The sequence below is a fragment of the Catellatospora chokoriensis genome, assembly GCF_011297315.1.
Classification (GTDB): Bacteria; Actinomycetota; Actinomycetes; order Mycobacteriales; family Micromonosporaceae; genus Catellatospora; species Catellatospora citrea.
On record NZ_JAAOTI010000039.1, the window covers coordinates 39394 to 59245 of the forward strand.

Genomic DNA, 19852 nt, shown 5'->3' on the forward strand with positions numbered 1-19852 from the left:
CACTGATACCTAGGAGGTCGCCCGTGACCGCTGTCTTGGAGATCCAAGGCCTGCGTAAGACGTACCGAGCCCGGGGTGGCCCCCGTCGGGCGCTGGACGGCTTCGAGATGTATGTGGAGGCCGGACAGGTCCACGGCTTCCTGGGGCCCAACGGCTCCGGCAAGACCACCACCCTGCGTACGCTGCTCGGCCTGATCAAGCCGGACAGCGGCGAGATGCGCATCCTCGGTCACGAGCTGCCCCGGCTGCTGCCCGAGGTGGTCGGCCAGGTCGGCGCGATCGTGGAAAGCCCGCAGTTCTTCGGGCACTTCACCGCGCGCGACACCCTCTCGCTGCTGGCCGACGCGGGCAACCTGCCGCAGTCGCGGGTCGACTGGGCCCTGGAGCTGGTCGGCCTGCGCGAGCGGGCCAAGGAGCGCGTCAAGACGTACTCACTCGGTATGAAGCAGCGGCTGGCGGTCGCGTCGGCGCTGCTCAAGCAGCCGAAGCTGCTGATCCTCGACGAGCCCGCCAACGGCCTGGACCCGGGCGGCATCCGCGAGATGCGCGACATGATGGCCACGCTGTCGGCCGGCGGCATGACCGTGGTGCTGTCCAGCCACATCCTCGGCGAGATCCAGCTGATCTGCGACAGCGTCACCATCATCTCGCTGGGCCGCCGGGTCGCGGCCGGCCCGGTCGCCGAGGTGCTGCAAGCGCACTCGTCGGGTCAGGTACGGGTCGCCCTGGAGACGCCGGCGGACCTCAGCGCCGCCGCCCAGGTGCTCATCGCCGGCGGGTTCAACCTGCAGGCGCACGAGGACCACCTGCTCATGTCCGGCGTGGACAAGCCGGCGCTGGTCGCGCGGCTGCTGGCCGAGCGGCAGCTCTACGTCAGCGAGCTCACGCCGGTGACGGCCGACCTCGAAGACGTGTTCCTGGAGCTGACCGGCACCGCCCCGGTGCCCGGCCAGGTCCGCTCGGTCGATCAGAGTGTGCGGCCGGAGCTCACGCCGCAGAACGGGGGCAACTCATGAGCGAGCTTTGCGAGCGAATCAGCGGGCTCGGCGATGCCGCCGACGAGCGCATCGAGGAGAAGGCATGAGCTTGGTTCGCGCTGAGCGGCGGCGGTTCTTCAAGCGCCGGCTGACCCGCTGGGTGTTCCCGATCGGCCTGCTGCTGCTGGTGACGATCGCGTCGATCCTGTTCGCGTTCCACTCCAAGCCGACCGCCGAGGCCCGGGCCAAGGGCGAGACGGCGGCCGAGGCGATGTACCAGGAGCAGGTCCGCTACTACGAGCAGTACAAGCGCGAGTGCGGTGAGAAGTGCCCGGAGGACGGCTGGACCGGGCCGCAGCGGTCCGACTTCCGGGCCGAGGACTTCATGCCGCCGTCGTTCAACTTCAAAGAGATGTACGGCCAGCTGTTCCTGGTCTGGGCGGCCATCATGGCGATGGTCGCGTTCCTGCTCGGGGCGTCGTTCGTCGGGGCTGAGTGGGCCTCCGGCTCGATGATGAACCTGCTGACCTGGCGGCCGAAACGGATGAAGGTGCTCGGCACGAAGCTGGCCGTGATGCTGGTGTCGGTGGCCGCCCTGTCCGTCCTGGCGCTGGGCGTCTGGACCGGCATCCTGTGGGCGGCCGGTGAGCTGCGCGGCACCACCGAGGGCCTGACCCCGGGGGTGTGGCAGTCGTTCGGCCTGACCGCGCTGCGCGGGCTGGGCATGATCCTGGCGTTCGCGGCGCTCGGCTTCGGGCTGGCCTCGATCGGCCGCCACACCGGCCTCGCGCTGGGCGCGGCGCTGGGCGTGGTGATCGTCGGGCAGGTGGGTCTGTCCATCCTGTTCCAGATGGTCCGAGTGCCGTTCTGGGAGCAGTACCTGGTGCCGATCCACATCTTCGCCTGGATGAACAAGGAGATGAAGCTGACGGACTGGAGCTCGCCGGAGACGGTCTGCGACAACGCGGGCAACTGCAACCCGCCGGAGCTGCTGATCACCTGGCAGGACAGCGGTTCGATGGCGCTGGGGCTCATCGCGGTGGTACTGGTGCTGGCCTTCTGGCAGATGCGCCGCCGCGACATCAGCTGACCCACGGAGCAAGGCATACGGCCGGGCGGCCGGGGTATCGGACTCCGGCCGCCCGGTCTCTTTTGTGGCACAGCAACCCTGATCACAGGTCTTTCGTTGATCACGACAGCGCACCTAGACTCGTGGGACATGGCCCGCGGGGAGGGGACAAGATGGAGCAGATCAGACAGCGTTCGCGAGCCGACGGCAGCGACCTGGAGGAGCTGCCCCTGATCCCGGCCCCCCGGCGCGAGCCGTCGCCGGTCGACCTGGCGCCGCCCGTCGAGCGCGACGACGAGGTCGACTCCGACCTGCCCGTCGCGGTCGTGGTCACCGAGGACGAGGCGCTGTCCGAGCGCGACCGGCACATCCTCGCCTTCGAGAAGCAGTGGTGGCGCCATGCCGGGGCCAAGGAGCAGGCGATCCGCGACCAGTTCGAGGTCTCCGCGACGCGTTACTACCAGCTGCTGAACGCGCTGCTCGACAACCCGGCCGCGCTGGCGCACGAGCCGGTGCTCGTCGGCCGGCTGCGGCGGCTGCGCGGCAGCCGGGCCCGCACCCGCAGCACGCGATAGAAGGCTGAACACCACCCGCACGCCGGCTGAAAGAACTCTCAGCTTGCGTGGGGGTTGTCCCCGATGGGTCGACGGGTGTCGCGCCGTACTGTGGCGGTCATGCGCGCGCTCGCGGCCCGAGTACGGGCGAAGATCAATAGACGGTGGATCGCCGGCGGCGTCGGCGTGGTGCTGCTGGCCGGCCTGGCGGCCTGGGCGGTGTGGCCCGAGGACCCCGGCTACCGCACGGTCGACGAGCGAGTGTCGGTGCGCACCGGCCCGCTCGGCGACCAGGAGGTCAGCCTCGACACCCGGCTCTACCTGCCCGACGGCGCGTCCGCGGGGAACAAGGTGCCCGCGCTGCTGCTGGCGCACGGGTTCGGCGGGACCAAGGAGAGTGTCGCCCTCGACGCGCAGGACCTGGCCGGGCTCGGGTACGCGGTGCTCACCTGGACCGCGCAGGGCTTCGGCGCGAGCACCGGGCAGATCCACCTGAACTCCCCGGACTACGAGGTCCGCGACGCCCAGCGGCTGCTCGACCACCTCGCCGAGCGGGACGACATCCAGCTCGACGGGTCCGGTGACCCGCGGGTCGGCGTGCTCGGCGGCTCGTACGGCGGCGCGCTGTCGCTGCTGCTCGCGGCGCAGGACCAGCGGGTCGACGCGATCGTCCCGATGATCACGTGGAACGACCTCGGCAAGTCGCTGTTCGCGCAGTCCGCGGCCACCACCGACGACGGTGTGTTCAAGCAGGCCTGGGCCGGCGTCTTCTTCAGCTCCGGCATGTCCGGCGGTCGCGGCGGCGGTGGCGGCCTGGACCTGGAGTCGCTCGGCGCGAACGGCGGGGCGCCGGGTGGGGGCGCGGGCGGCGAGACGCCGGGCGCCGGTCCGGCGAACCTCAACCCGCAGTGCGGCCGCTGGGCCGCCGACATCTGCGAGACCTACCTGCGCGTGGCGGCCGCCGGACGGCTCGACGCGAACTCGCGCGAGCAGCTGGCGCAGCGCAGCCCGGCCGGGGTGCTCAACCGGATCAAGGCCCCCACGCTGCTTGTCCAGGGTCTGGCCGACTCGCTGTTCCCGCTGACCGAGGCCGACGCCAACGCGCGCGGCATCGCCGCGAACGGCACGCCGGTGCGGGTGGCCTGGTTCAGCGGCGGCCACGACGGCGGCGACGGCCCGCAGTCCGACGCCGACCGGTTGAAGTTCCTGACCGCGCAGTGGTTCGACCACTACCTCAAGGGCAACGGCGCGGCGCCCGCGACGAGCTTCACCTACTCGCGCATCACCGGGCTGGACGCGGTGGACCGGGGCACCATGGCGACCGGCTACCAGATCACCGACTATCCGGGGCTGACCGGGCGCAGCGCTGTGCAGGTGCCGGTGAGCGGCGGTCCGCGTACTGTCGCGAACCCGCCCAACGGCACCCCGGCCGCGCTGTCCTCGCTGCCCGGAACGGGGTCGGGCGCGCTGTCGAGCTTCGTCAACGGCGTCGTCAGCGACCTGCCCGGCCAGCACGCGCGCTTCGAGTCGGCGCCGCTGGAGCAGGCGGTGAGCGTGGTCGGCACGCCCAGCGTGCAGATCCGGGCGGCGTCGCCGACCGGTGAGGCGGTGCTCTACGTCAAGCTGTACGACGTCGACCCGAACGGCTCCGCGGCGCTGAGCATGGGCCTGATCGCGCCGGTGCGGCTGACCGGCCTGCCCACGTCGATCGACCAGGCGCGGCCGGTGCAGGTGACCCTGCCGGGCATCGTCCGCGAGTTCGAGGCGGGCCACCGCCTGCGGATCACCATCGCCACCGCCGACCAGTCCTACCTTGGCCTGGCCGCGCCGGTCGACTACACCGTGGCGGTCGGCCCGGCCGACGGTGGCGGGATGGTCACCCTGCCCACGACCCCCGGCACCCCGATCGCCACCGCCGACGCGCTCTGGCTGTACGTGCTGCTCGGCCTGCTCGCGCTGCTGGCCCTCGGGCTCGCGATCGTGATCGTGGTGGCCCGGCGGCGGCACCGGCGGGTGGACCACTCGGTCTCCGCCGCGCACGCCGACACCCCGCTGTGGGTGCGCGGCCTGCGCAAGACGTACGGCGACTTCGTGGCCGTGGACAGCATCGACTTCACCGTGGAGCGCGGCCAGGTGGTCGGCCTGCTCGGCCCGAACGGCGCCGGCAAGACGACCAGCCTGCGCGTGCTGATGGGGCTGACCCAGGCCACCGCAGGCGAGGTGCTCATCTTCGGCCACCGGCTGGCCCCGGGCGCCCCGGTGCTGTCCCGGATCGGCGCGCTGGTCGAGGGTCCGGGCTTCCTGCCGCACCTGTCCGGCGAGCAGAACCTCGCCGCATACTGGCGGGCCACCGGGCGGCCGTGGGAGGAGGCCCGCTTCGACGACGCGCTCGCCATCGCGGGCCTCGGCGACGCGGTCAAACGCAAGGTCAAGAACTACAGCCACGGTATGAGGCAGCGCCTGGCCGTCGCCCAGGCCATGCTCGGCCTGCCGGAGCTGCTGGTGCTCGACGAGCCGACGGACGGGCTCGACCCGCCGCAGATTGCCGAGATGCGCCGGGTGCTGCAGCGATACGCCTCGGACGGCCGGGCCGTGCTGGTCTCCAGCCACCTGCTGGCCGAGGTCGAGCAGACCTGCACCCACGCGGTCGTGGTGCACAAGGGGCGGGTCGTGGCGTCCGGCCGGGTCGACGAGATCGTCGGGGACAGCCCGACCACGCTGCTCGACGTGACCGACATCGACCTCGCCAGCAAGACCCTGGACCGCCTCGACGGGGTCACCGGATACGCGGTCGACGGCGAGCGCACGCTCGTGGTGGACCTCGGCGACGTCAGCCGCACCGACGCGGTGTCCGCGCTGGTGCGGGCCGGGGTCGGCATCGACCGGGTCACGCCGCGCCGGCGGCTGGAGGACGCGTTCCTGGCCCTGGTGGGCGACTCGACGGCGGGAAGCGGGGACCGGTGAGCGAGCGCAGCGAGCGAATCAGCAGGTTCGGACATGCCGCCGACGAGCGCAGCGAGGAGAAGGCATGAGTGAGCAGCGCGAGCGAATCAGCAGGCCTGATCATGCCGCCGACGAGCGCAGCGAGGAGAAGGCATGAGCGTGGAACTGAAGACGGGACGGGCCACGACGCAGGCCGACGGGGCCGCGGCGGGATACCGCGCGGGCCGCACGCTGACCTACGCCACCGAGTTCGCCCGGCAGTGGCGGCGCAAGCGCACCCAGCTCGCCCTGGGTTTCATGGTGGTGCTGCCGGTCATCCTCCTGATCGCGTTCGAGCTGGGCGGCAGTGACGACGACGGCCGCTCCGGCCGGGGCCAGTTCTCCCAGCTGTCCGACGCGGCGATCTCCGGTGGGCTGAACTTCGCGATGTTCGCGCTGTTCGTCTCGGCGAGCTTCCTGCTGGTCGTGGTGGTGGCGCTGTTCCACGGTGACACGGTCGCGGCCGAGGCCAGCTGGGGCAGCCTGCGCTACCTGCTGGCGGTGCCGGTGCCGCGGGCGCGCCTGCTGGGCGTCAAGCTGGCGGTCGCGCTGAGCTACTCGGCGCTGGCGATCCTGACCCTGCTCGGCACCGCGCTGATCCTGGGCACTGCCCGCTACGGCTGGCATCCGCTGCAGTCCGGCATCGCCGCGGAGATCCCGGCCGGTGAGGGCATGCTGCGGCTGCTGGCCACCGCGGGCTTCCTGGGCATCAACATGCTGGTCGTGGCGGGGCTGGCGTTCCTGCTGTCGGTGCTCACCGACGCTCCGCTCGGGGCGGTCGGCGGCGCGGTGCTGCTGTACATCGTGTCCTCGATCCTGGACCAGATCACGGCGCTGGGCGAGCTGCGCAACTTCCTGCCGACGCACTTCGCCCAGGCCTATCTGGGACTGCTCACCACGCCGATGCAGTTCGACGACATCATCAAGGGCACGATCTCCGCGGTCTGCTACTTCGCCGCGTTCTGCGCCCTGGCCTTCTACCGCTTCTCCCGCAAGGACGTCGTCTCCTGACCCGTCCGCCGCGCTTTTCATAGACGGTGGCCTATCACATCGAGTTTTCGGGGATCGAAGTCGATGTGATAGGCCACCGTCTATTTTGATGAGGGGGCCGGGAGCGCGGCCGGTCGGCGACGCCGGATCCTGACATTGCGCTTACACGGCGGGCGCTCCGGTCTGACGTGGCGTGGGCAGAGTGCCTCTCATGAGACGTGCCATCGCCATGACGGCCCTCGCGGTCGCCCTCGGGGTCGCGCTGACCGGGTGCCGCGGGGGCGGCGACCGTGACGCGCTGCCGCCGGCCGGGTCGGACACCGGGAGCACCGTCGCCACCACCCCCGCGCCCCCGCCGAAGACCGCCGCGCCCGCCGCTCCGGCCGCCGCGGTGAGCCAGGCCGACAAGGACCTCGCGGAACTCGACAAGCTGCTGGCCGAACTGGACGGGCAGCTGAAGAAGGCAGAGGAGAGCCCGAACGATGAGGACTGACATGCTGATCCGCCGTGGCCTGCTGTTCGCTGCCACCACCCTGACGGCCGCCGCGCTCGCCTCCGCCACCGGGGTGCCCGCGCAGGCTGCGGCTCCCGCCGCCGGGGTCGCCGTGCAGGCAGCCGACCAGGCCGCGAACCTGGCCAACGCCAAGAAGCTGACCACCGTACGCATCGACGGCCGGCTCGCCCTGCTGCGTGCCGAGGGGGTGGCGATCCGCAACGCGGCGCGCCTGACCGACGCCCACCAGGCCGCGCTGCAGAAGACCCTCGACGCGGACATCGCCGGCCTCACCGAGCTGCGTGCCAAGGTCGCGGCCGAGACCACGCTCGAGGCAGTCCGGGTCGACGCCCGCAGCATGGTCGAGGACTACCGGGTGTACCTGCTGGTCCGTCCCCAGGTGCACCTGACGCTGGCGGCCGACGTGGAGTCCGCGGCGCTGACCCGCCTGCGCACCCTGCACGGCAAGCTCGCCGAGGCCGTCACCGCGGCCAAGTCCGCGGGCAAGGACGTCGGCGACGCCGAGGCCAAGCTGGCACACCTGAAGTCCGAGCTCGACGCGATGGAGTCCGCCCTGTCCGGCCTGGTCGAGGACCTGCTGGCCGTCCAGCCCGGCCCGGACGCCACGGCGATCAAGGCCAAGACCACCGCCGCCCGCGCCGACGTCCGGACCGCCCGCACCCACCTGCGCGCCGCCGCCACCGACGCCAAGGCCGTCCGCGACCTCCTCAAGCCCTGACGGAGGACGATCGCCCCGCGCCGGCTGGACGAGGGGCAGGCCGGCAGGCCATACGCCCGCGGGTCGCGACGGTCTCCCCACCGTCGCGGCCCGCCGGTTCTCGCCGCGGTGAGGGGTGAGGTCTGCATCTCATCCGCTGGGAACGCTGGAAACGGCGATCGCGGTTCTGATTAACTGCAAAGCACAACTGAATACCTCATCCAGAGGAGCTGAGGGACACGGCCCGACGACGCTCCGGCAACCACCATCGATGGCAGGTGCCAACTCCGTCCGGCGGGCCAGATCGGTGACGCCGGGAAGATGAGAGGAAACATCTCATGACGTCTGCCGTCATCGCGCCCCTCGGTGTCGATTCCCCCGCTCGCGGCCTGGAGTGTCGCGGCTGTGGCGCCCGCTTCCCGCTCGCCGCCCAGCACGCCTGTTACGAGTGTTTCGGCCCGCTCGAGGTCTGGTATGACGCGGACGCCCTGGCGAAGGTGACCCGCGCGCAGATCGAGGCGGGGCCGCAGAACATCTGGCGCTACGCGGGCCTGCTGCCCGTCGGCCAGCACGCCGCCGACCGGGTGACGCTCAACCCGGGCCTGACCCCGCTGGTGCGCGCCGACGCGCTCGCCGCCGAGATCGGCCTGCGCGCCCCGCTGTGGGTGAAGGACGACTCGGCCAACCCGACGCACTCGTTCAAGGACCGCGTGGTGTCGGTGGCGCTGACCGCCGCGAAGGCGCTCGGCTTCACCCGCTACGCCTGCGCGTCCACCGGCAACCTGGCCAACTCGGTCGCCGCGCACGCCGCCCGCGCGGGCGTGCCCTCCATCGTGTTCATCCCGCACGACCTGGAGCCCGGAAAGATCATCACGACCGCGGTGTACGGCGGTGACCTGGTCGCCATCGAGGGCTCGTACGACGACGTCAACCGGCTGTGCTCGGAGCTGGTGGAGACCGACGAGTTCGAGGACACCGCGTTCGTCAACGTGAACGTGCGCCCGTTCTACGCCGAGGGCTCCAAGACGCTGGGATACGAGGTCGCCGAGCAGCTCGGCTGGCGCATCCCGGCGCAGGTGGTCATCCCGATGGCCTCCGGCGAGCTGCTCACCAAGATTGACAAGGCGTTCGAGGAGCTGGTGTCGTCGGGTCTGGCCGTCGCGCCCGAGGGCGGCTGGCGGGTGTTCGGCGCGCAGTCGCTGGGCTGCAACCCGATCGCGACCGCGCTGCACGCCGGCACCGACGTGATCACCCCCGTGAAGCCGACCGGCATCGCGAAGTCGCTGAACATCGGCGACCCGGCCGCCGGGCTGTACGCGCTGGAGGCGGTGCGCCGCACCGGCGGCTGGATGGACTACGCCTCCGACGACGAGATCCGCGACGCGATCCGGCTGCTGGCTCGTACCACCGGCGTCTTCGCGGAGACCGCGGGCGGGGTGACCGCCGCGGTGACCGCGAAGCTGGTCGCCGCCGGCAAGCTGGACCCGGACCTGGAGACGGTCGTCTTCAACACCGGCGAGGGCCTGAAGACGCTGGACGCGGTGGCCGAACTGGTCGGCCCGACCTACCGGGTGAAGCCGTCGCTGAAGGCCGCCCGCGAGGCGGGTCTGCTCGGCTAGCTCCTCGAAACCTCCGAGGCGCTCCTGCTCGCAGGGGCGCCTCGCTTCGTCGTGCGCGGGGAAAACGGGGTGCGGTGCGGGGAGGGGCGGAGGACGCTGGCGGGCATGAGTCTGCGTATCGCCCCCGTCGGCGTTGACGATCCCGCTTCCATCGACGCCTGGGTGGAGGTGATGGAACGGATCCAGGAGTACGAGTTTCCGTATCTTCCGCGGCGGACCCGGCGGATGGCCGAGTTGATGCTCGAACACGCGTTTCCGGCGCGCGTCGTGGAGCATCGGCTGGCCTGGCTGGACGGCGAGCCCGCGGGACGGCTCGAGGTGTCGCGGATGACGGAGGAGAACCTGAAGCTCCTCTTCTTCACGATCGAGGTGGTGCCGCGGTTCCGGCGGCGGGGAGTGGGCCGGGCGCTGTTCGGCGAGGTGCTGGCGTACGCCCGCGAGCACGACCGCACGGTCCTGGTGACCAGCGGCTCGCTGTCCATGCCGGACCTGCCCGCGCCCGACGAGGCCCCGGCGGCGTTCGCGGCGGCGTTCGGGTTCACGAACACGCTGCCGGAGCTGCAACGTCGGCTGACGCTGGCGGAGGTGGACGAGGACGTGCTGGCCGGCATGCTGTCCGCCGCGCAGGCCAAGGCCGCCGGCTACCGCCTGGTGCGCTGGCGGGATGCGGCCCCCGAGGAGCTGGCCGAGGGCGTGGCCTACCTGGAGTCCCGGCTGATGACCGACGCGCCGACCGGTGACCTGCCGCTTGAACCGGAGAAGCCGGACGTGGACCGCCTGCGCCGGTTCGAGGAGGCGGTCGCGGCGCGCGGGCGCCGCACGTTCCACACCGGGGCGATACACGAGCAGACCGGCGCCCTGGTCGCCTGGACCACGATCTCCGCGGACGAGGAGACGCCCCGGCATGCCTGGCAGCAGATCACCATCGTGGACCCGGCCCACCGCGGCCACCGGCTCGGCGCGCTGGTGAAGGTGGAGAACCTGCGCTTCTTCCGGGCCGAGATGCCGCGGGTCGAGGTGGTGGACACGTTCAACGCGGCGGCGAACGGCTTCATGGTCTCGATCAACGAGCAGATGGGCTTCCGCAAGCTCGCCGCCTTCCAGAACTGGCAGCTCGACCTGACGAAGGACGGCTCAGCCGAATCGGTGGAGTAAAACGGTCTATTTGCCTAAAACGGACTGACCGTATGCCCGGCACCCGACGGGTGTCGTGATCGTTGATCAGGGACATGAGGCCTCGATTGCTCGTGTCCCTGATCGCCGCCCTCACCGTCGTGCCCGCGGCGCTGGCCGCGCTGACCACTCCCGCCGTGGCGCTCGCGCCGCCCGCGGGCGGCACGCTCACCACCAAGGTCTTCGCGACCCGGGAGGGCCTGGTCGGCTGGAAGACCGCGAACGGCCACAAGATCACCAAGCGCGACTGGTTCGCCGCGCTGCCCTCCTGGCGCGGGCTGTCCGACCGCGGCGAGGGCGACAAGAGCGTCCGGGTCTGCCACGAGGGCAACGACCGGTGTGTGTTCCTGCCGGTGTGGGACGTCGGCCCGTGGAACACCAAGGACGACTACTGGGCCGACGACCGGCACATGTGGGAGAAGCTGCCGCGCGGCAAGCCCCAGGCGCAGGCGGCCTACCAGGACGACTACCACGACGGCGAGGACGAGTTCGGTCGCGAGGTGCTCAACCCGGCCGGTATCGACATCGCCGACGGCGCGTTCTGGGACGGCCTCGACCTCGACGACAACGACTGGGTCCACGTCACCTTCCTGTGGACCGGCGAGGGCGACCGGGGTGTGATCGACACCGACGGCGGCGAGTGGCTGCGGGTGCGCTCGGCGCCGAAGGTCAAGGCCGACCTGCGCGGCGGCGCGGGCGAGTACGCCCAGGTGCCGATCCGGTGCCAGGTCAAGGGCGACAAGGTCAAGGGGACGGTGCGCACGACCGACCTGTGGAACCGGGTCGGCGACGGCATCTACGTCTCCCACGCGTACGTCCGGCTGATCGACGGGGCCAAGCCCCGCAAGTGCTGAGCGGCCTCACCCGGCCGCGTGCGGCCAGAGGGCGTCCAGCAGGTTGAGGCCGCGGGTGGTCAGCGGCTTGAAGATCTTCATCCGGGACGCGCCGACGAGGTACTCCAGGTACGGCACGGCCAGATCCACCACCGCACGGGTGCGGCGCTGGCCGGGCGTGGTGTCGTGCACCCAGTACACGACCAGGCCGAGCTGGGCCAGCCACAGCAGCTGCGGCAGCCGGGCCCGCAGCTGCGGGTCCATCTTCGTCTCGGTGCTGTCGACCAGGCGGTGGAAGATGCTGGTGGCCAGCTCGCGGGCCTCGCTCGACTCCGCGCTGAACGGGCTCACCGGCGAACCGGGCACCGCCGCGATGCCGATGAACCGGCCCGCGAACGCGTGGTGCGGCGCCCACACCTCGATGCCCTCGCGCAGCATCGCCGCCAGCCGGTCGCCGAAGGACGTGCCGCTGCGCAGGATCGGCTCGACCCGGGCCAGGTGCTCGCGCTGCAGCTCCAGGTAGAACTCGGAGACCAGCGCCTCCTTGGCGGGGAAGTAGTAGTAGGCGTTGCCGACCGAGACCCCGGCGTCGGCGGCGATCGCCCGCATCGTCGTCTTCTCGTACCCGGCCTCGCCGAACAGCCGGATCGCGCTGGCCACGATCGCCTGGCGGGTCTGCTCGCCCCGGGACGTGTCAGCGGCCCGTCCCCGGGCCGCCTGCTCGGCGGCGGGGGACGAGCCGTTGTCGGTGTGCGTCACGCTGCCCACGCTAGCGGTGGCTCACGCGGTCGGGGTCAGTCGGCGGGCATCGGCCTGCCGGTCCGCCGGTCGATCGGCGGCCTGCCGGGTCAGCGCGGCTGCCGGGACCGGGTATGCCCGGGTCAGCGGCCCCTGCATCTGCCGGCGGAGCCGGCCGAGCAGCAGCACGGTGCCCAGGTGCACCACGACCAGCGCGAGCGTGATGATGCCGATCTTGGTGGCGAGCGTCTCGACCGCGTCGACGGGGCCGGTCACCTCGTCGTACGTCTTCATGGCGATCGCCATGTAGCCGAGATTGAGCAGGTAGAAGCCGACCACGAGGAACTTCGTGACGGCGGCGGCGAGCTCGCCGGTGGGCAGCACGTCGCGCAGGAACGCCTGTCCGTGACGTTGCAGGGTGTGGCCGACCCAGAGGGTCAGCGCGAGGGTGGCGGCCGCGTAGGCCAGGTACACGGCCAGCTTCGGGTCCATGTCCCATCTCCGGTTTGAACGTGTTCAACTTGCGGACGTTCTCATGCTGACACACGACTTGAACATGTTCAACTGTGGCTCCGCTCACCTCGTCGGGCATGATGAGGGGCATGACTGTCACCACCACGGACCTCTTCGCCACCCATGAGGAGCTGCTGAACAGCGCGCTGCGGGCGATCACCGAGCGCGGCTACTGGTCGGCGTACCCGGAGTCGCCGAGCCCGAAGGTGTACGGCGAGACCGCCGCCGCCGACGGCAAGGCCGCGTTCACCGCCCTGCTGGGCAAGGATTTTCCGCTGGACCAGCCCGCCGACGAGTGGGTGGCCCCGGAGCAGTCGCCGTTCGGCATCCCGCTCGGTGTGCGATACCCCCGGACCAGCCCTGACGCCCTGATCGCCGCCGCCAGGGCCGCGCTGCCCTCGTGGCGCGACGCCGGGCCGCGCGTGCGCGCCGGGGTGTGCCTGGAGATCCTCGCCCGCCTGCACAAGCGGGTGTTCGAGCTGGCCAACGCGGTGCACGCGACCACCGGCCAGGCGTTCGTGATGGCCTTCCAGGCCGGCGGCCCGCACGCGCTCGACCGCGCGCTGGAGGCGGTCGCCTACGGCTACGCCGAGCAGACCCGGCAGGTCGGCTCCGTGGTGTGGACCAAGAAGGCCGACACCCTGGCCAAGACCTACCACCTGGTGCCGCGCGGCATCGGGCTGGTCATCGGCTGCAACACCTTCCCGACCTGGAACTCCTGGCCGGGCCTGTTCGCCTCGCTGATCACCGGCAACCCGGTGCTGGTCAAGCCGCACCCGGGCGCGGTGCTGCCGCTGGCCATCACCGTGCAGGTCGCCCGCGAGGTGCTGGCCGAGGCCGGGCTCGACCCCAACACCGTGCAGCTCGCGGTCGACACCCGCGAGGCGCCGATCGCCAAGGACCTGGCGCTGCGCCCCGAGGTCCGGCTCATCGACTTCACCGGCTCCACCGCCTTCGGCGACTGGCTGGAGGACAACGCCCGCCAGGCGCAGGTCTACACCGAGAAGGCCGGCGTCAACACCGTCGTGATCGACTCGACCGCCGACTTCGCCGGCATGTGCCGCAACCTGGGCTTCTCGCTGACCCTGTACAGCGGCCAGATGTGCACCACCCCGCAGAACCTGCTCATCCCGGCCGGCGGCATCGAGACCGAGGCCGGGCACAAGAGCTTCGACGAGGTCGTGGACGGCATCGCGGGCGCGGTCCGCGCGATCACCGCCGACCCGGCCAAGGCCGTCGAGTTCACCGGCGCGATCGTCAACGGCGACGTGGTCGACCGCATCGAGGCCGCCCGCAAGATGGGCGACGTGGTGCTCGACTCGGCCGAGCTGGCCCACCCGGCGTACGCCGGCGCGGTGGTGCGCACCCCGATGATCGTGAAGGTGACCGACGGCTACGGCAGCGAGTGCTTCGGCCCGGTGACCTTCGCGGTGCCGACCGAGTCGACCGCCGACAGCATCGGCATCTTCCGGGAGACGGTCGGGGAGAAGGGTGCCATCACCGCGGCGGTCTACAGCACCGACGAGTCCGTGCTGGACGCGGTCGAGCAGGCGGCGATGGAGGTCGGCGTGCACCTGTCGGCGAACCTGACCGGCGGCATCTTCGTCAACCAGTCGGCGGCCTTCTCCGACTTCCACGCCTCCGGTGCGAACCCGGCCGCCAACGCGGCGCTGACCGACGGCGCGTTCGTGGCGAGCCGCTTCCGCATCGTCCAGTCCCGCCGCCCGGCCTGACCGCCCCGCGTTCGCGCGGCTCCGCAGCCTGGGCAGTAAGGAAGGGCACCTGCTACGACGCATAGCGTCGTGAAGGTGCCCTTCCTTCGTCTCGGCAGGTCAGGGGAGGGCGGGTTTGAGTTGCTCGGCCACGGAGGCGCAGAGGTCGCGGCCGTGGTCGAAGCCGAAGCGGGCCGGGTAGCGCAGCAGGACGCTCATGCTCCACTTGTCGGTGACCGCGAGGCAGGCCATGTGCCACAGCTTGTCCTCCGTGCGCAGCAGCCAGCCGTTCTTGATGGCGATGGTCGCCGCGACCTCAGGCGGGAACACCGCCCGGGGCCCGAAGTCGCCGACGCCGCGCACCAGGCGCATCTGGGTCAGCAGCCAGTCCGTCCAATGCGGTCCCGCCGCCCGGCCGTCGGCCACGCAGGCCCCCAGCCGTGCCACGTCGCGCGCCGAGACCTCGGTGTTCGACCAGTAGCCGTCGATCTTGTAGGGCTTCGACTCGGTCAGCCCGCAGATCTCGACCATGCGCTCGATGCCGGCCCGGCCGCCGTTGCGCTCGTAGAACTCGTACGCGGCCTTGTTGTCCGAGTCGCGGATCATGATGATCAACCGGTTCAGACTGCGCTCGTCGGGGTAGTCGGTGCGGCGCAGGAAGTCGGCGGCGAGCCACACCTTGATCAGGGACATGGTGTCGCTCGTGGCGTCCAGGTTGGAGGAGCCGGCGATCTGGCCGGTGCGCCGGTCCAGCATCGCCCAGCTGGCGAAGCCCTCGGTGTCCAGTCGTACGGGGGGAAGTTCCAGCCGGGCGGGTGACGCCGACTCGCGGTCCTGGGAGCCGCCCGGCGGCGCCGCATTCGTGCCGTGGTGCAATGCCCATTGCATCGCCCCACCGATCACGAGTAAGGCGACGGCGCACACGCCCGTCGCTACGAGGGGCATGAAAGCGGCCGGCAGACGGCGCGAACGGATGCGGCGGCGGTAGTCCACGTTCCACCCAACCCCCCGGTGGCCCGCCCGGTCACGCGATAGAGCGCGCTCATGGTCAGATTGCCGACTGTCGAACTGTAATGGGAGCATTACAGGTCCGTTTTGGGGCTGTGCGAGGGTACCGGTGCTCGTGTAGCGTGCGAGGACGGCTGACAACACCAGCCGGGGGTGGCCCGCTGAGGACCGCCCAGCTTTACAGAAGTGAGGAAGTGCACCGTGGCACAGGGCACCGTCAAGTGGTTCAACAGCGAGAAGGGCTACGGCTTCATCGCGGTCGACGGAGGGCAGGACGTGTTCGTCCACTTCTCCGCGATCGAGATGGACGGCTACAAGGCGCTCGACGACGGTCAGCGCGTTGAGTTCGAAATCGCCCAGGGCCAGAAGGGCCCCCAGGCTGAGAAGGTCCGGGTCATCGCCTGACCGCTTGGCCATCAAAGCTTGAGTAGAACGGAAAGGGCTCTGATCCCACAGGATCGGGGCCCTTCCAGCTGTTCCGGGGTGGTCGGCCAGAGCAGGGGACAGCGGGGTGCGCGCGGGCGTGCCACACTGGGCGACCCTTCGCCCTGAGCTGGAGCGCGCATGTCCGAGTCGACCCCGAACCCGTACGACGCGGGCGGACCGCTGCCCGCCGAACAGGGTTTCCGGCCGCCCGACGAGGCATACCGCGAGGCCATGCCCGACTTCGGCGCCGAGCACGACCCGCTGGTCAACCCGGAAGCGCAGGGATTCAGCGGCTGGAGCTTCCGGGTGGGCGGCGTGCTGCGGCGCGGCTGGCAGCAGCTGCTCGTCATCTTCGCGCTCAGCCACCTGCTGCCGACCGTCGTGTTCGGTGCGCTGGCCCTCGCCGGTGTGGTCGCGAGCGGCGGGATCGACCTGGCCGGCCTCGGCCGCACCGGGGGCGAGGAGCTGATCGCCGCCCTCGGCGCGACCGCGGCCGCGTACGTGGTGGTGGTGCTGATCCTGCAGATGCTCGGCTACGCCGCGGCCACCCACCTCGCCACCCGTCAGGCGGCCGGGCTGCCCGTCACGGTCGGCGAGGCGATGCGCTACGGGCTGCGCCGCATGCTCGGCCTGGCCGCCTGGCAGGTGCTGGCCTACCTGCTCGTCGGCCTCGGCGTGGTCGCCGTCGCGGCGTGCTGCGTCCAGATCGCCTCCCTGCTCGGGCTGATCCCGGTGCTGCTGGTCGCCACGTACCTCATGATGGTGATCGCGCTGGTCGGGCCGGCTTTCCTGTTCGAACGCCGTGGGCCGCTGCGCCGGTCGAGCACGCTGCTGCACGCCGCGTTCTGGCCCACCGCCGGGCGGCTGCTGCTGCTCGGACTCACGCTGGCCGCCGGCTCCGTCATCGACCAGGTGGCCGGCGGGATCGTCACCGCGCTGGTCCCCGCGGGCGACGACGCCATGACCGTCGCGGTCGGCGGCGGCGCCACCCTGCTCACCGCCGTCATCGAGATCCCGCTGACGATGGTGATGTTCAGCGGCATCCTCATCACGTACGCCGAGCGCCGCGGCGCGGAAGGCCCCGCCTCCACCCGACAGCTGGTCGAGGAACTGGCCCGGTGACCGAACCGAGCCCGGCCCGGCCGTCCTGGCTGGGCGAGACGGTCACCCTGCTGTGGTCCTGCCGGCGGCCGCTGCTGGTGATCGGCGTGGTCACCGAGCTGGGCGGGCTGCTCGTCGTCGGCATACTGCCGCTGACGGTCCTGGCCGGAGGCGGCGGGATGCTCCTCAGCCTGGACAGACCGGTCCAGCTGGCCCTCATCTACGCGCTGCCCGCGGTGCTGACCGGCGTGTGCAACGCCTGGGCCTGGTCGGCGGCGGTCCGGGTGTTCCGCGGCGCGGTCGAGGGAGACCGGGTGCGCACGGGTGCGGCGTTGCGCCTGGGACTGCGGGATTCCGGCCGGCTGGCCCTGTGGTTGATCGGGTTCGGCCTGATCGAGGCCGCAGGCAGGGTGTACCTCGTATACGCGCTGCTGAACCGGACGATGGAATACGAGGTGGCTGCCGTGGCGACGGCCGCCGGCGGCTGGTATCTCACCTTCGCCACCGCGCTGCTGCCCCTGGTCGTGCTGTTCGAACGGCGCGGACCGGTGCGGGCCTGGTGGCTGGCGCACAGCCGGGCTGCCACCGTCGGGCAGATCGTCGCGGTGCTGGCGTTCGGCCTGGCCGTCGACAACGTGGCCGACCACGCGCTGATCAGGCTGCTCGCACCCGGGGGCGAGTACACGTGGCTGGTGGGTGTACGGGTGGCGAAGGACTCGGCGCTCGGCATCGCGACGTCGGCCGTGACGACGACCGCGCTCGCGGTGGCCTACCTGCGCCGGACGGGCCTGCCCGTTTCGCCCGCTGCCGAGCCCGCGCCGGAGGTGTTCGAGCCCGTCGTGATCGACCTCGGTCGCGTCCGGTGAACCCCGCGGCCGCCGCCCGGCCGGTGGCCGGCGCGGAGCCTGTCCGCGATCACGTCGACGGCTGTTCCGCACGGGTACTGCCAGGTAATACACCTGCGGGGGAAGGCGTACGCGGCTCGGCGGGGCGCGTCCGGGAAAGGTTGTGATCATCCCGTGTTCGCTTGCACTCGGGGGTCGAGAGTGCTAAACAGGTGATTGGCACTCTCCTCGTGTGAGTGCCAAATACGAGACCAGAAGTCGGAGTTGCGGGGCTGCCGAATGGTGGCAGCCGGTCGTCGCGGGCCAGCTCTCCGACCTCGGATTGTCCAGGAGGACAACGCCGTTATGGCCAAGATTATCGCGTTCGACGAGGAGGCTCGCCGCGGCCTCGAGCGGGGAATGAACGTCCTCGCTGACGCCGTAAAGGTGACGCTCGGCCCCAAGGGCCGCAACGTTGTGCTCGAGAAGAAGTGGGGCGCCCCCACCATCACCAACGATGGTGTGAGCATCGCCAAGGAGATCGAGCTCGAGGACCCGTACGAGAAGATCGGCGCTGAGCTGGTCAAGGAGGTCGCCAAGAAGACCGACGACGTCGCCGGTGACGGCACGACGACGGCGACCGTCCTGGCCCAGGCGCTGGTTCGCGAGGGCCTGCGCAACGTTGCCGCCGGTGCGAACCCGATGGCCCTGAAGCGGGGCATCGAGGCTGCCGTCGCGTCGGTGGCGGAGGAGCTTTCGAAGCTCGCCAAGGACGTCGAGACGAAGGAGCAGATCGCCTCCACCGCCTCGATCTCCGCGGCTGACCCGACCGTCGGCGAGATCATCGCCGAGGCGATGGACAAGGTCGGCAAGGAAGGCGTCATCACCGTCGAGGAGAGCAACACCTTCGGGCTGGAGCTGGAGCTCACCGAGGGTATGCGCTTCGACAAGGGCTTCAACTCGGCCTACTTCATCACCGACCCTGAGCGCATGGAGGCGGTCCTGGAGGACCCCTACCTGCTCATCGTCAACGGCAAGATCAGCAACGTCAAGGACATGCTGCCGATCCTCGAGAAGGTCATGCAGAGCGGCAAGCCGCTGCTGATCATCGCCGAGGACGTCGAGGGCGAGGCCCTGGCCACCCTGATCGTCAACAAGATCCGTGGCACCTTCAAGTCCGTCGCCGTCAAGGCCCCGGGCTTCGGCGACCGCCGCAAGGCCATGCTGCAGGACATCGCGATCCTGACCGGTGGCCAGGTCGTGTCCGAGGAGGTCGGCCTCAAGCTCGACAGCACCGGGCTCGACATGCTGGGCCGCGCCCGCAAGGTCGTGGTCACCAAGGACGAGACCACGATCGTCGACGGCTCCGGTGACGCCGACCAGATCAACGGCCGGGTGAACCAGATCCGCGCCGAGATCGAGAAGTCGGACTCCGACTACGACCGCGAGAAGCTGCAGGAGCGCCTGGCCAAGCTGGCCGGCGGTGTCGCGGTCATCAAGGTCGGCGCGGCCACCGAGGTCGAGCTCAAGGAGCGCAAGCACCGCATCGAGGACGCCGTTCGCAACGCGAAGGCGGCCGTCGAGGAGGGCATCGTCGCCGGTGGTGGCGTGGCGCTCGTGCAGGCCGGCAAGACCGCGTTCGAGAAGCTGGACCTCTCGGGCGACGAGGCCACCGGTGCCAACATCGTCAAGGTCGCGCTCGACGCCCCGCTGCGGCAGATCGCCGTCAACGCGGGCCTCGAGGGTGGCGTCGTGGTGGAGAAGGTGCGCAACCTGGAGCCCGGCTGGGGCCTCAACGCTGCCACCGGCGAGTACGTCGACCTGCTGAAGGCCGGCATCCTCGACCCCGCCAAGGTGACCCGCTCGGCGCTGCAGAACGCGGCCTCGATCGCGGCCCTGTTCCTCACCACCGAGGCCGTCGTGGCCGACAAGCCGGAGAAGGCGGCCGCTGCGCCCGCCGGCCCCGGCGGCGGCGAGATGGACTTCTGATCCGTCAGGATCCGTTCCACCGCACCACCTGAACACGACGAAGGCCCCCGAGCTCCGGCTCGGGGGCCTTCGCCGTTCCCCGCCACCCGCCGCCCGCTGGGCGGGGCGTCGCCTTGATCGTTCGACTTGCCTG

The 19852-nt window shown here is 71.0% G+C and carries 18 protein-coding genes and 1 riboswitch; of the genes, 15 read left to right on the forward strand and 3 right to left on the reverse strand.

From position 1 onward, the window contains the following. Positions 1 to 23: 23 nt before the first annotated feature. The 10 genes from HAV39_RS37755 (at position 24) to HAV39_RS37800 (ending at position 11429) form a co-directional block, all read left to right on the forward strand. Complete coding sequence (locus HAV39_RS37755) at positions 24 to 1016, forward strand: ABC transporter ATP-binding protein (RefSeq protein WP_191843949.1); 993 nt, start codon at positions 24 to 26, stop codon at positions 1014 to 1016. Positions 1017 to 1080: 64 nt separating this feature from the next. Further along, positions 1081 to 2067 carry an ABC transporter permease subunit gene (locus HAV39_RS37760; protein WP_191843950.1) on the forward strand — a complete coding sequence of 329 codons (987 nt, stop codon included), beginning with the start codon at positions 1081 to 1083 and terminating at the stop codon, positions 2065 to 2067. Between the two features lie 152 nt (positions 2068 to 2219). Next, complete coding sequence (locus HAV39_RS37765; protein ID WP_191843951.1) at positions 2220 to 2621, forward strand: DUF3263 domain-containing protein; 402 nt, start codon at positions 2220 to 2222, stop codon at positions 2619 to 2621. 99 nt (positions 2622 to 2720) lie between these two features. Then, entirely contained in the window at positions 2721 to 5564 is a 2844-nt protein-coding gene (locus tag HAV39_RS37770) for an alpha/beta fold hydrolase (protein ID WP_191843952.1), read from the forward strand. 132 nt (positions 5565 to 5696) lie between these two features. After that, positions 5697 to 6593, forward strand: coding sequence for an ABC transporter permease (locus tag HAV39_RS37775; protein WP_191843953.1), 897 nt, complete (start codon positions 5697 to 5699; stop codon positions 6591 to 6593). A gap of 190 nt (positions 6594 to 6783) precedes the next feature. Beyond that, positions 6784 to 7065: a hypothetical protein gene (locus tag HAV39_RS37780; RefSeq protein ID WP_191843954.1), complete on the forward strand. Its 282-nt coding sequence runs from the start codon at positions 6784 to 6786 to the stop codon at positions 7063 to 7065. Further along, positions 7055 to 7804, forward strand: coding sequence for a hypothetical protein (locus HAV39_RS37785; RefSeq protein ID WP_191843955.1), 750 nt, complete (start codon positions 7055 to 7057; stop codon positions 7802 to 7804). The genes HAV39_RS37780 and HAV39_RS37785 overlap by 11 nt, the downstream gene beginning before the upstream one ends. Positions 7805 to 7997: 193 nt before the next feature. Further along, positions 7998 to 8111, forward strand: a riboswitch (SAM riboswitch). Between the two features lie 10 nt (positions 8112 to 8121). Next, positions 8122 to 9402 (forward strand): threonine synthase, encoded by a 1281-nt coding sequence (gene thrC / locus HAV39_RS37790; protein WP_191843956.1) that lies wholly within the window; start codon positions 8122 to 8124, stop codon positions 9400 to 9402. A 105-nt stretch (positions 9403 to 9507) separates the two neighbouring features. Further along, positions 9508 to 10557 carry a GNAT family N-acetyltransferase gene (locus tag HAV39_RS37795; protein ID WP_191843957.1) on the forward strand — a complete coding sequence of 350 codons (1050 nt, stop codon included), beginning with the start codon at positions 9508 to 9510 and terminating at the stop codon, positions 10555 to 10557. A gap of 74 nt (positions 10558 to 10631) precedes the next feature. Next, positions 10632 to 11429, forward strand: a complete 798-nt coding sequence (locus HAV39_RS37800; RefSeq protein ID WP_191843958.1) for a hypothetical protein — start codon at positions 10632 to 10634, stop codon at positions 11427 to 11429. A 6-nt stretch (positions 11430 to 11435) separates the two neighbouring features. Here the strand turns inward: HAV39_RS37800 and HAV39_RS37805 are convergent, their stop codons facing one another. Further along, on the reverse strand, positions 11436 to 12167 hold the full coding sequence (locus HAV39_RS37805; protein WP_239120793.1) for a TetR/AcrR family transcriptional regulator: 732 nt from the start codon (positions 12165 to 12167) through the stop codon (positions 11436 to 11438). Between the two features lie 21 nt (positions 12168 to 12188). Beyond that, on the reverse strand, positions 12189 to 12638 hold the full coding sequence (locus HAV39_RS37810) for a hypothetical protein (protein WP_191843959.1): 450 nt from the start codon (positions 12636 to 12638) through the stop codon (positions 12189 to 12191). A 110-nt stretch (positions 12639 to 12748) separates the two neighbouring features. Between HAV39_RS37810 and paaN the strand changes: the two genes are divergently transcribed. Further along, complete coding sequence (gene paaN / locus HAV39_RS37815) at positions 12749 to 14392, forward strand: phenylacetic acid degradation protein PaaN (RefSeq protein WP_373311814.1); 1644 nt, start codon at positions 12749 to 12751, stop codon at positions 14390 to 14392. A gap of 99 nt (positions 14393 to 14491) precedes the next feature. On the opposite strand, the gene HAV39_RS37820 is transcribed toward paaN, so the two are convergent. Beyond that, complete coding sequence (locus HAV39_RS37820; protein WP_191843961.1) at positions 14492 to 15259, reverse strand: serine hydrolase; 768 nt, start codon at positions 15257 to 15259, stop codon at positions 14492 to 14494. A gap of 321 nt (positions 15260 to 15580) precedes the next feature. Between HAV39_RS37820 and HAV39_RS37825 the strand changes: the two genes are divergently transcribed. The 4 genes from HAV39_RS37825 to groL all read left to right on the forward strand — a co-directional run bounded on the left by HAV39_RS37825 (position 15581) and on the right by groL (position 19719). Then, positions 15581 to 15784: a cold-shock protein gene (locus tag HAV39_RS37825; protein WP_033342363.1), complete on the forward strand. Its 204-nt coding sequence runs from the start codon at positions 15581 to 15583 to the stop codon at positions 15782 to 15784. 159 nt (positions 15785 to 15943) lie between these two features. Continuing rightward, positions 15944 to 16927, forward strand: coding sequence for a hypothetical protein (locus HAV39_RS37830; protein ID WP_191843962.1), 984 nt, complete (start codon positions 15944 to 15946; stop codon positions 16925 to 16927). Continuing rightward, entirely contained in the window at positions 16924 to 17772 is an 849-nt protein-coding gene (locus HAV39_RS37835; protein WP_191843963.1) for a hypothetical protein, read from the forward strand. The genes HAV39_RS37830 and HAV39_RS37835 overlap by 4 nt, the downstream gene beginning before the upstream one ends. 324 nt (positions 17773 to 18096) lie before the next feature. After that, positions 18097 to 19719 carry a chaperonin GroEL gene (gene groL / locus HAV39_RS37840; protein WP_191843964.1) on the forward strand — a complete coding sequence of 541 codons (1623 nt, stop codon included), beginning with the start codon at positions 18097 to 18099 and terminating at the stop codon, positions 19717 to 19719. Positions 19720 to 19852: the final 133 nt, after the last annotated feature.

Excerpts from the sequence above, each read along its gene's own strand:
- HAV39_RS37795 (WP_191843957.1), top strand. The coding sequence starts at position 9,508 with ATGAGTCTGCGTATCGCCCCCGTCGGCGTTGACGATCCCGCTTCCATC.
- HAV39_RS37785 (WP_191843955.1), top strand. The coding sequence starts at position 7,055 with ATGAGGACTGACATGCTGATCCGCCGTGGCCTGCTGTTCGCTGCCACC.
- paaN (WP_373311814.1), top strand. The coding sequence starts at position 12,749 with ATGACTGTCACCACCACGGACCTCTTCGCCACCCATGAGGAGCTGCTG.
- HAV39_RS37780 (WP_191843954.1), top strand. The coding sequence starts at position 6,784 with ATGAGACGTGCCATCGCCATGACGGCCCTCGCGGTCGCCCTCGGGGTC.
- HAV39_RS37810 (WP_191843959.1), bottom strand. The coding sequence starts at position 12,638 with ATGGACCCGAAGCTGGCCGTGTACCTGGCCTACGCGGCCGCCACCCTC.
- HAV39_RS37830 (WP_191843962.1), top strand. The coding sequence starts at position 15,944 with ATGTCCGAGTCGACCCCGAACCCGTACGACGCGGGCGGACCGCTGCCC.
- HAV39_RS37820 (WP_191843961.1), bottom strand. The coding sequence starts at position 15,259 with ATGCAATGGGCATTGCACCACGGCACGAATGCGGCGCCGCCGGGCGGC.
- HAV39_RS37765 (WP_191843951.1), top strand. The coding sequence starts at position 2,220 with ATGGAGCAGATCAGACAGCGTTCGCGAGCCGACGGCAGCGACCTGGAG.
- HAV39_RS37775 (WP_191843953.1), top strand. The coding sequence starts at position 5,697 with ATGAGCGTGGAACTGAAGACGGGACGGGCCACGACGCAGGCCGACGGG.
- groL (WP_191843964.1), top strand. The coding sequence starts at position 18,097 with ATGGCCAAGATTATCGCGTTCGACGAGGAGGCTCGCCGCGGCCTCGAG.
- HAV39_RS37760 (WP_191843950.1), top strand. The coding sequence starts at position 1,081 with ATGAGCTTGGTTCGCGCTGAGCGGCGGCGGTTCTTCAAGCGCCGGCTG.
- HAV39_RS37770 (WP_191843952.1), top strand. The coding sequence starts at position 2,721 with ATGCGCGCGCTCGCGGCCCGAGTACGGGCGAAGATCAATAGACGGTGG.
- thrC (WP_191843956.1), top strand. The coding sequence starts at position 8,122 with ATGACGTCTGCCGTCATCGCGCCCCTCGGTGTCGATTCCCCCGCTCGC.
- HAV39_RS37800 (WP_191843958.1), top strand. The coding sequence starts at position 10,632 with ATGAGGCCTCGATTGCTCGTGTCCCTGATCGCCGCCCTCACCGTCGTG.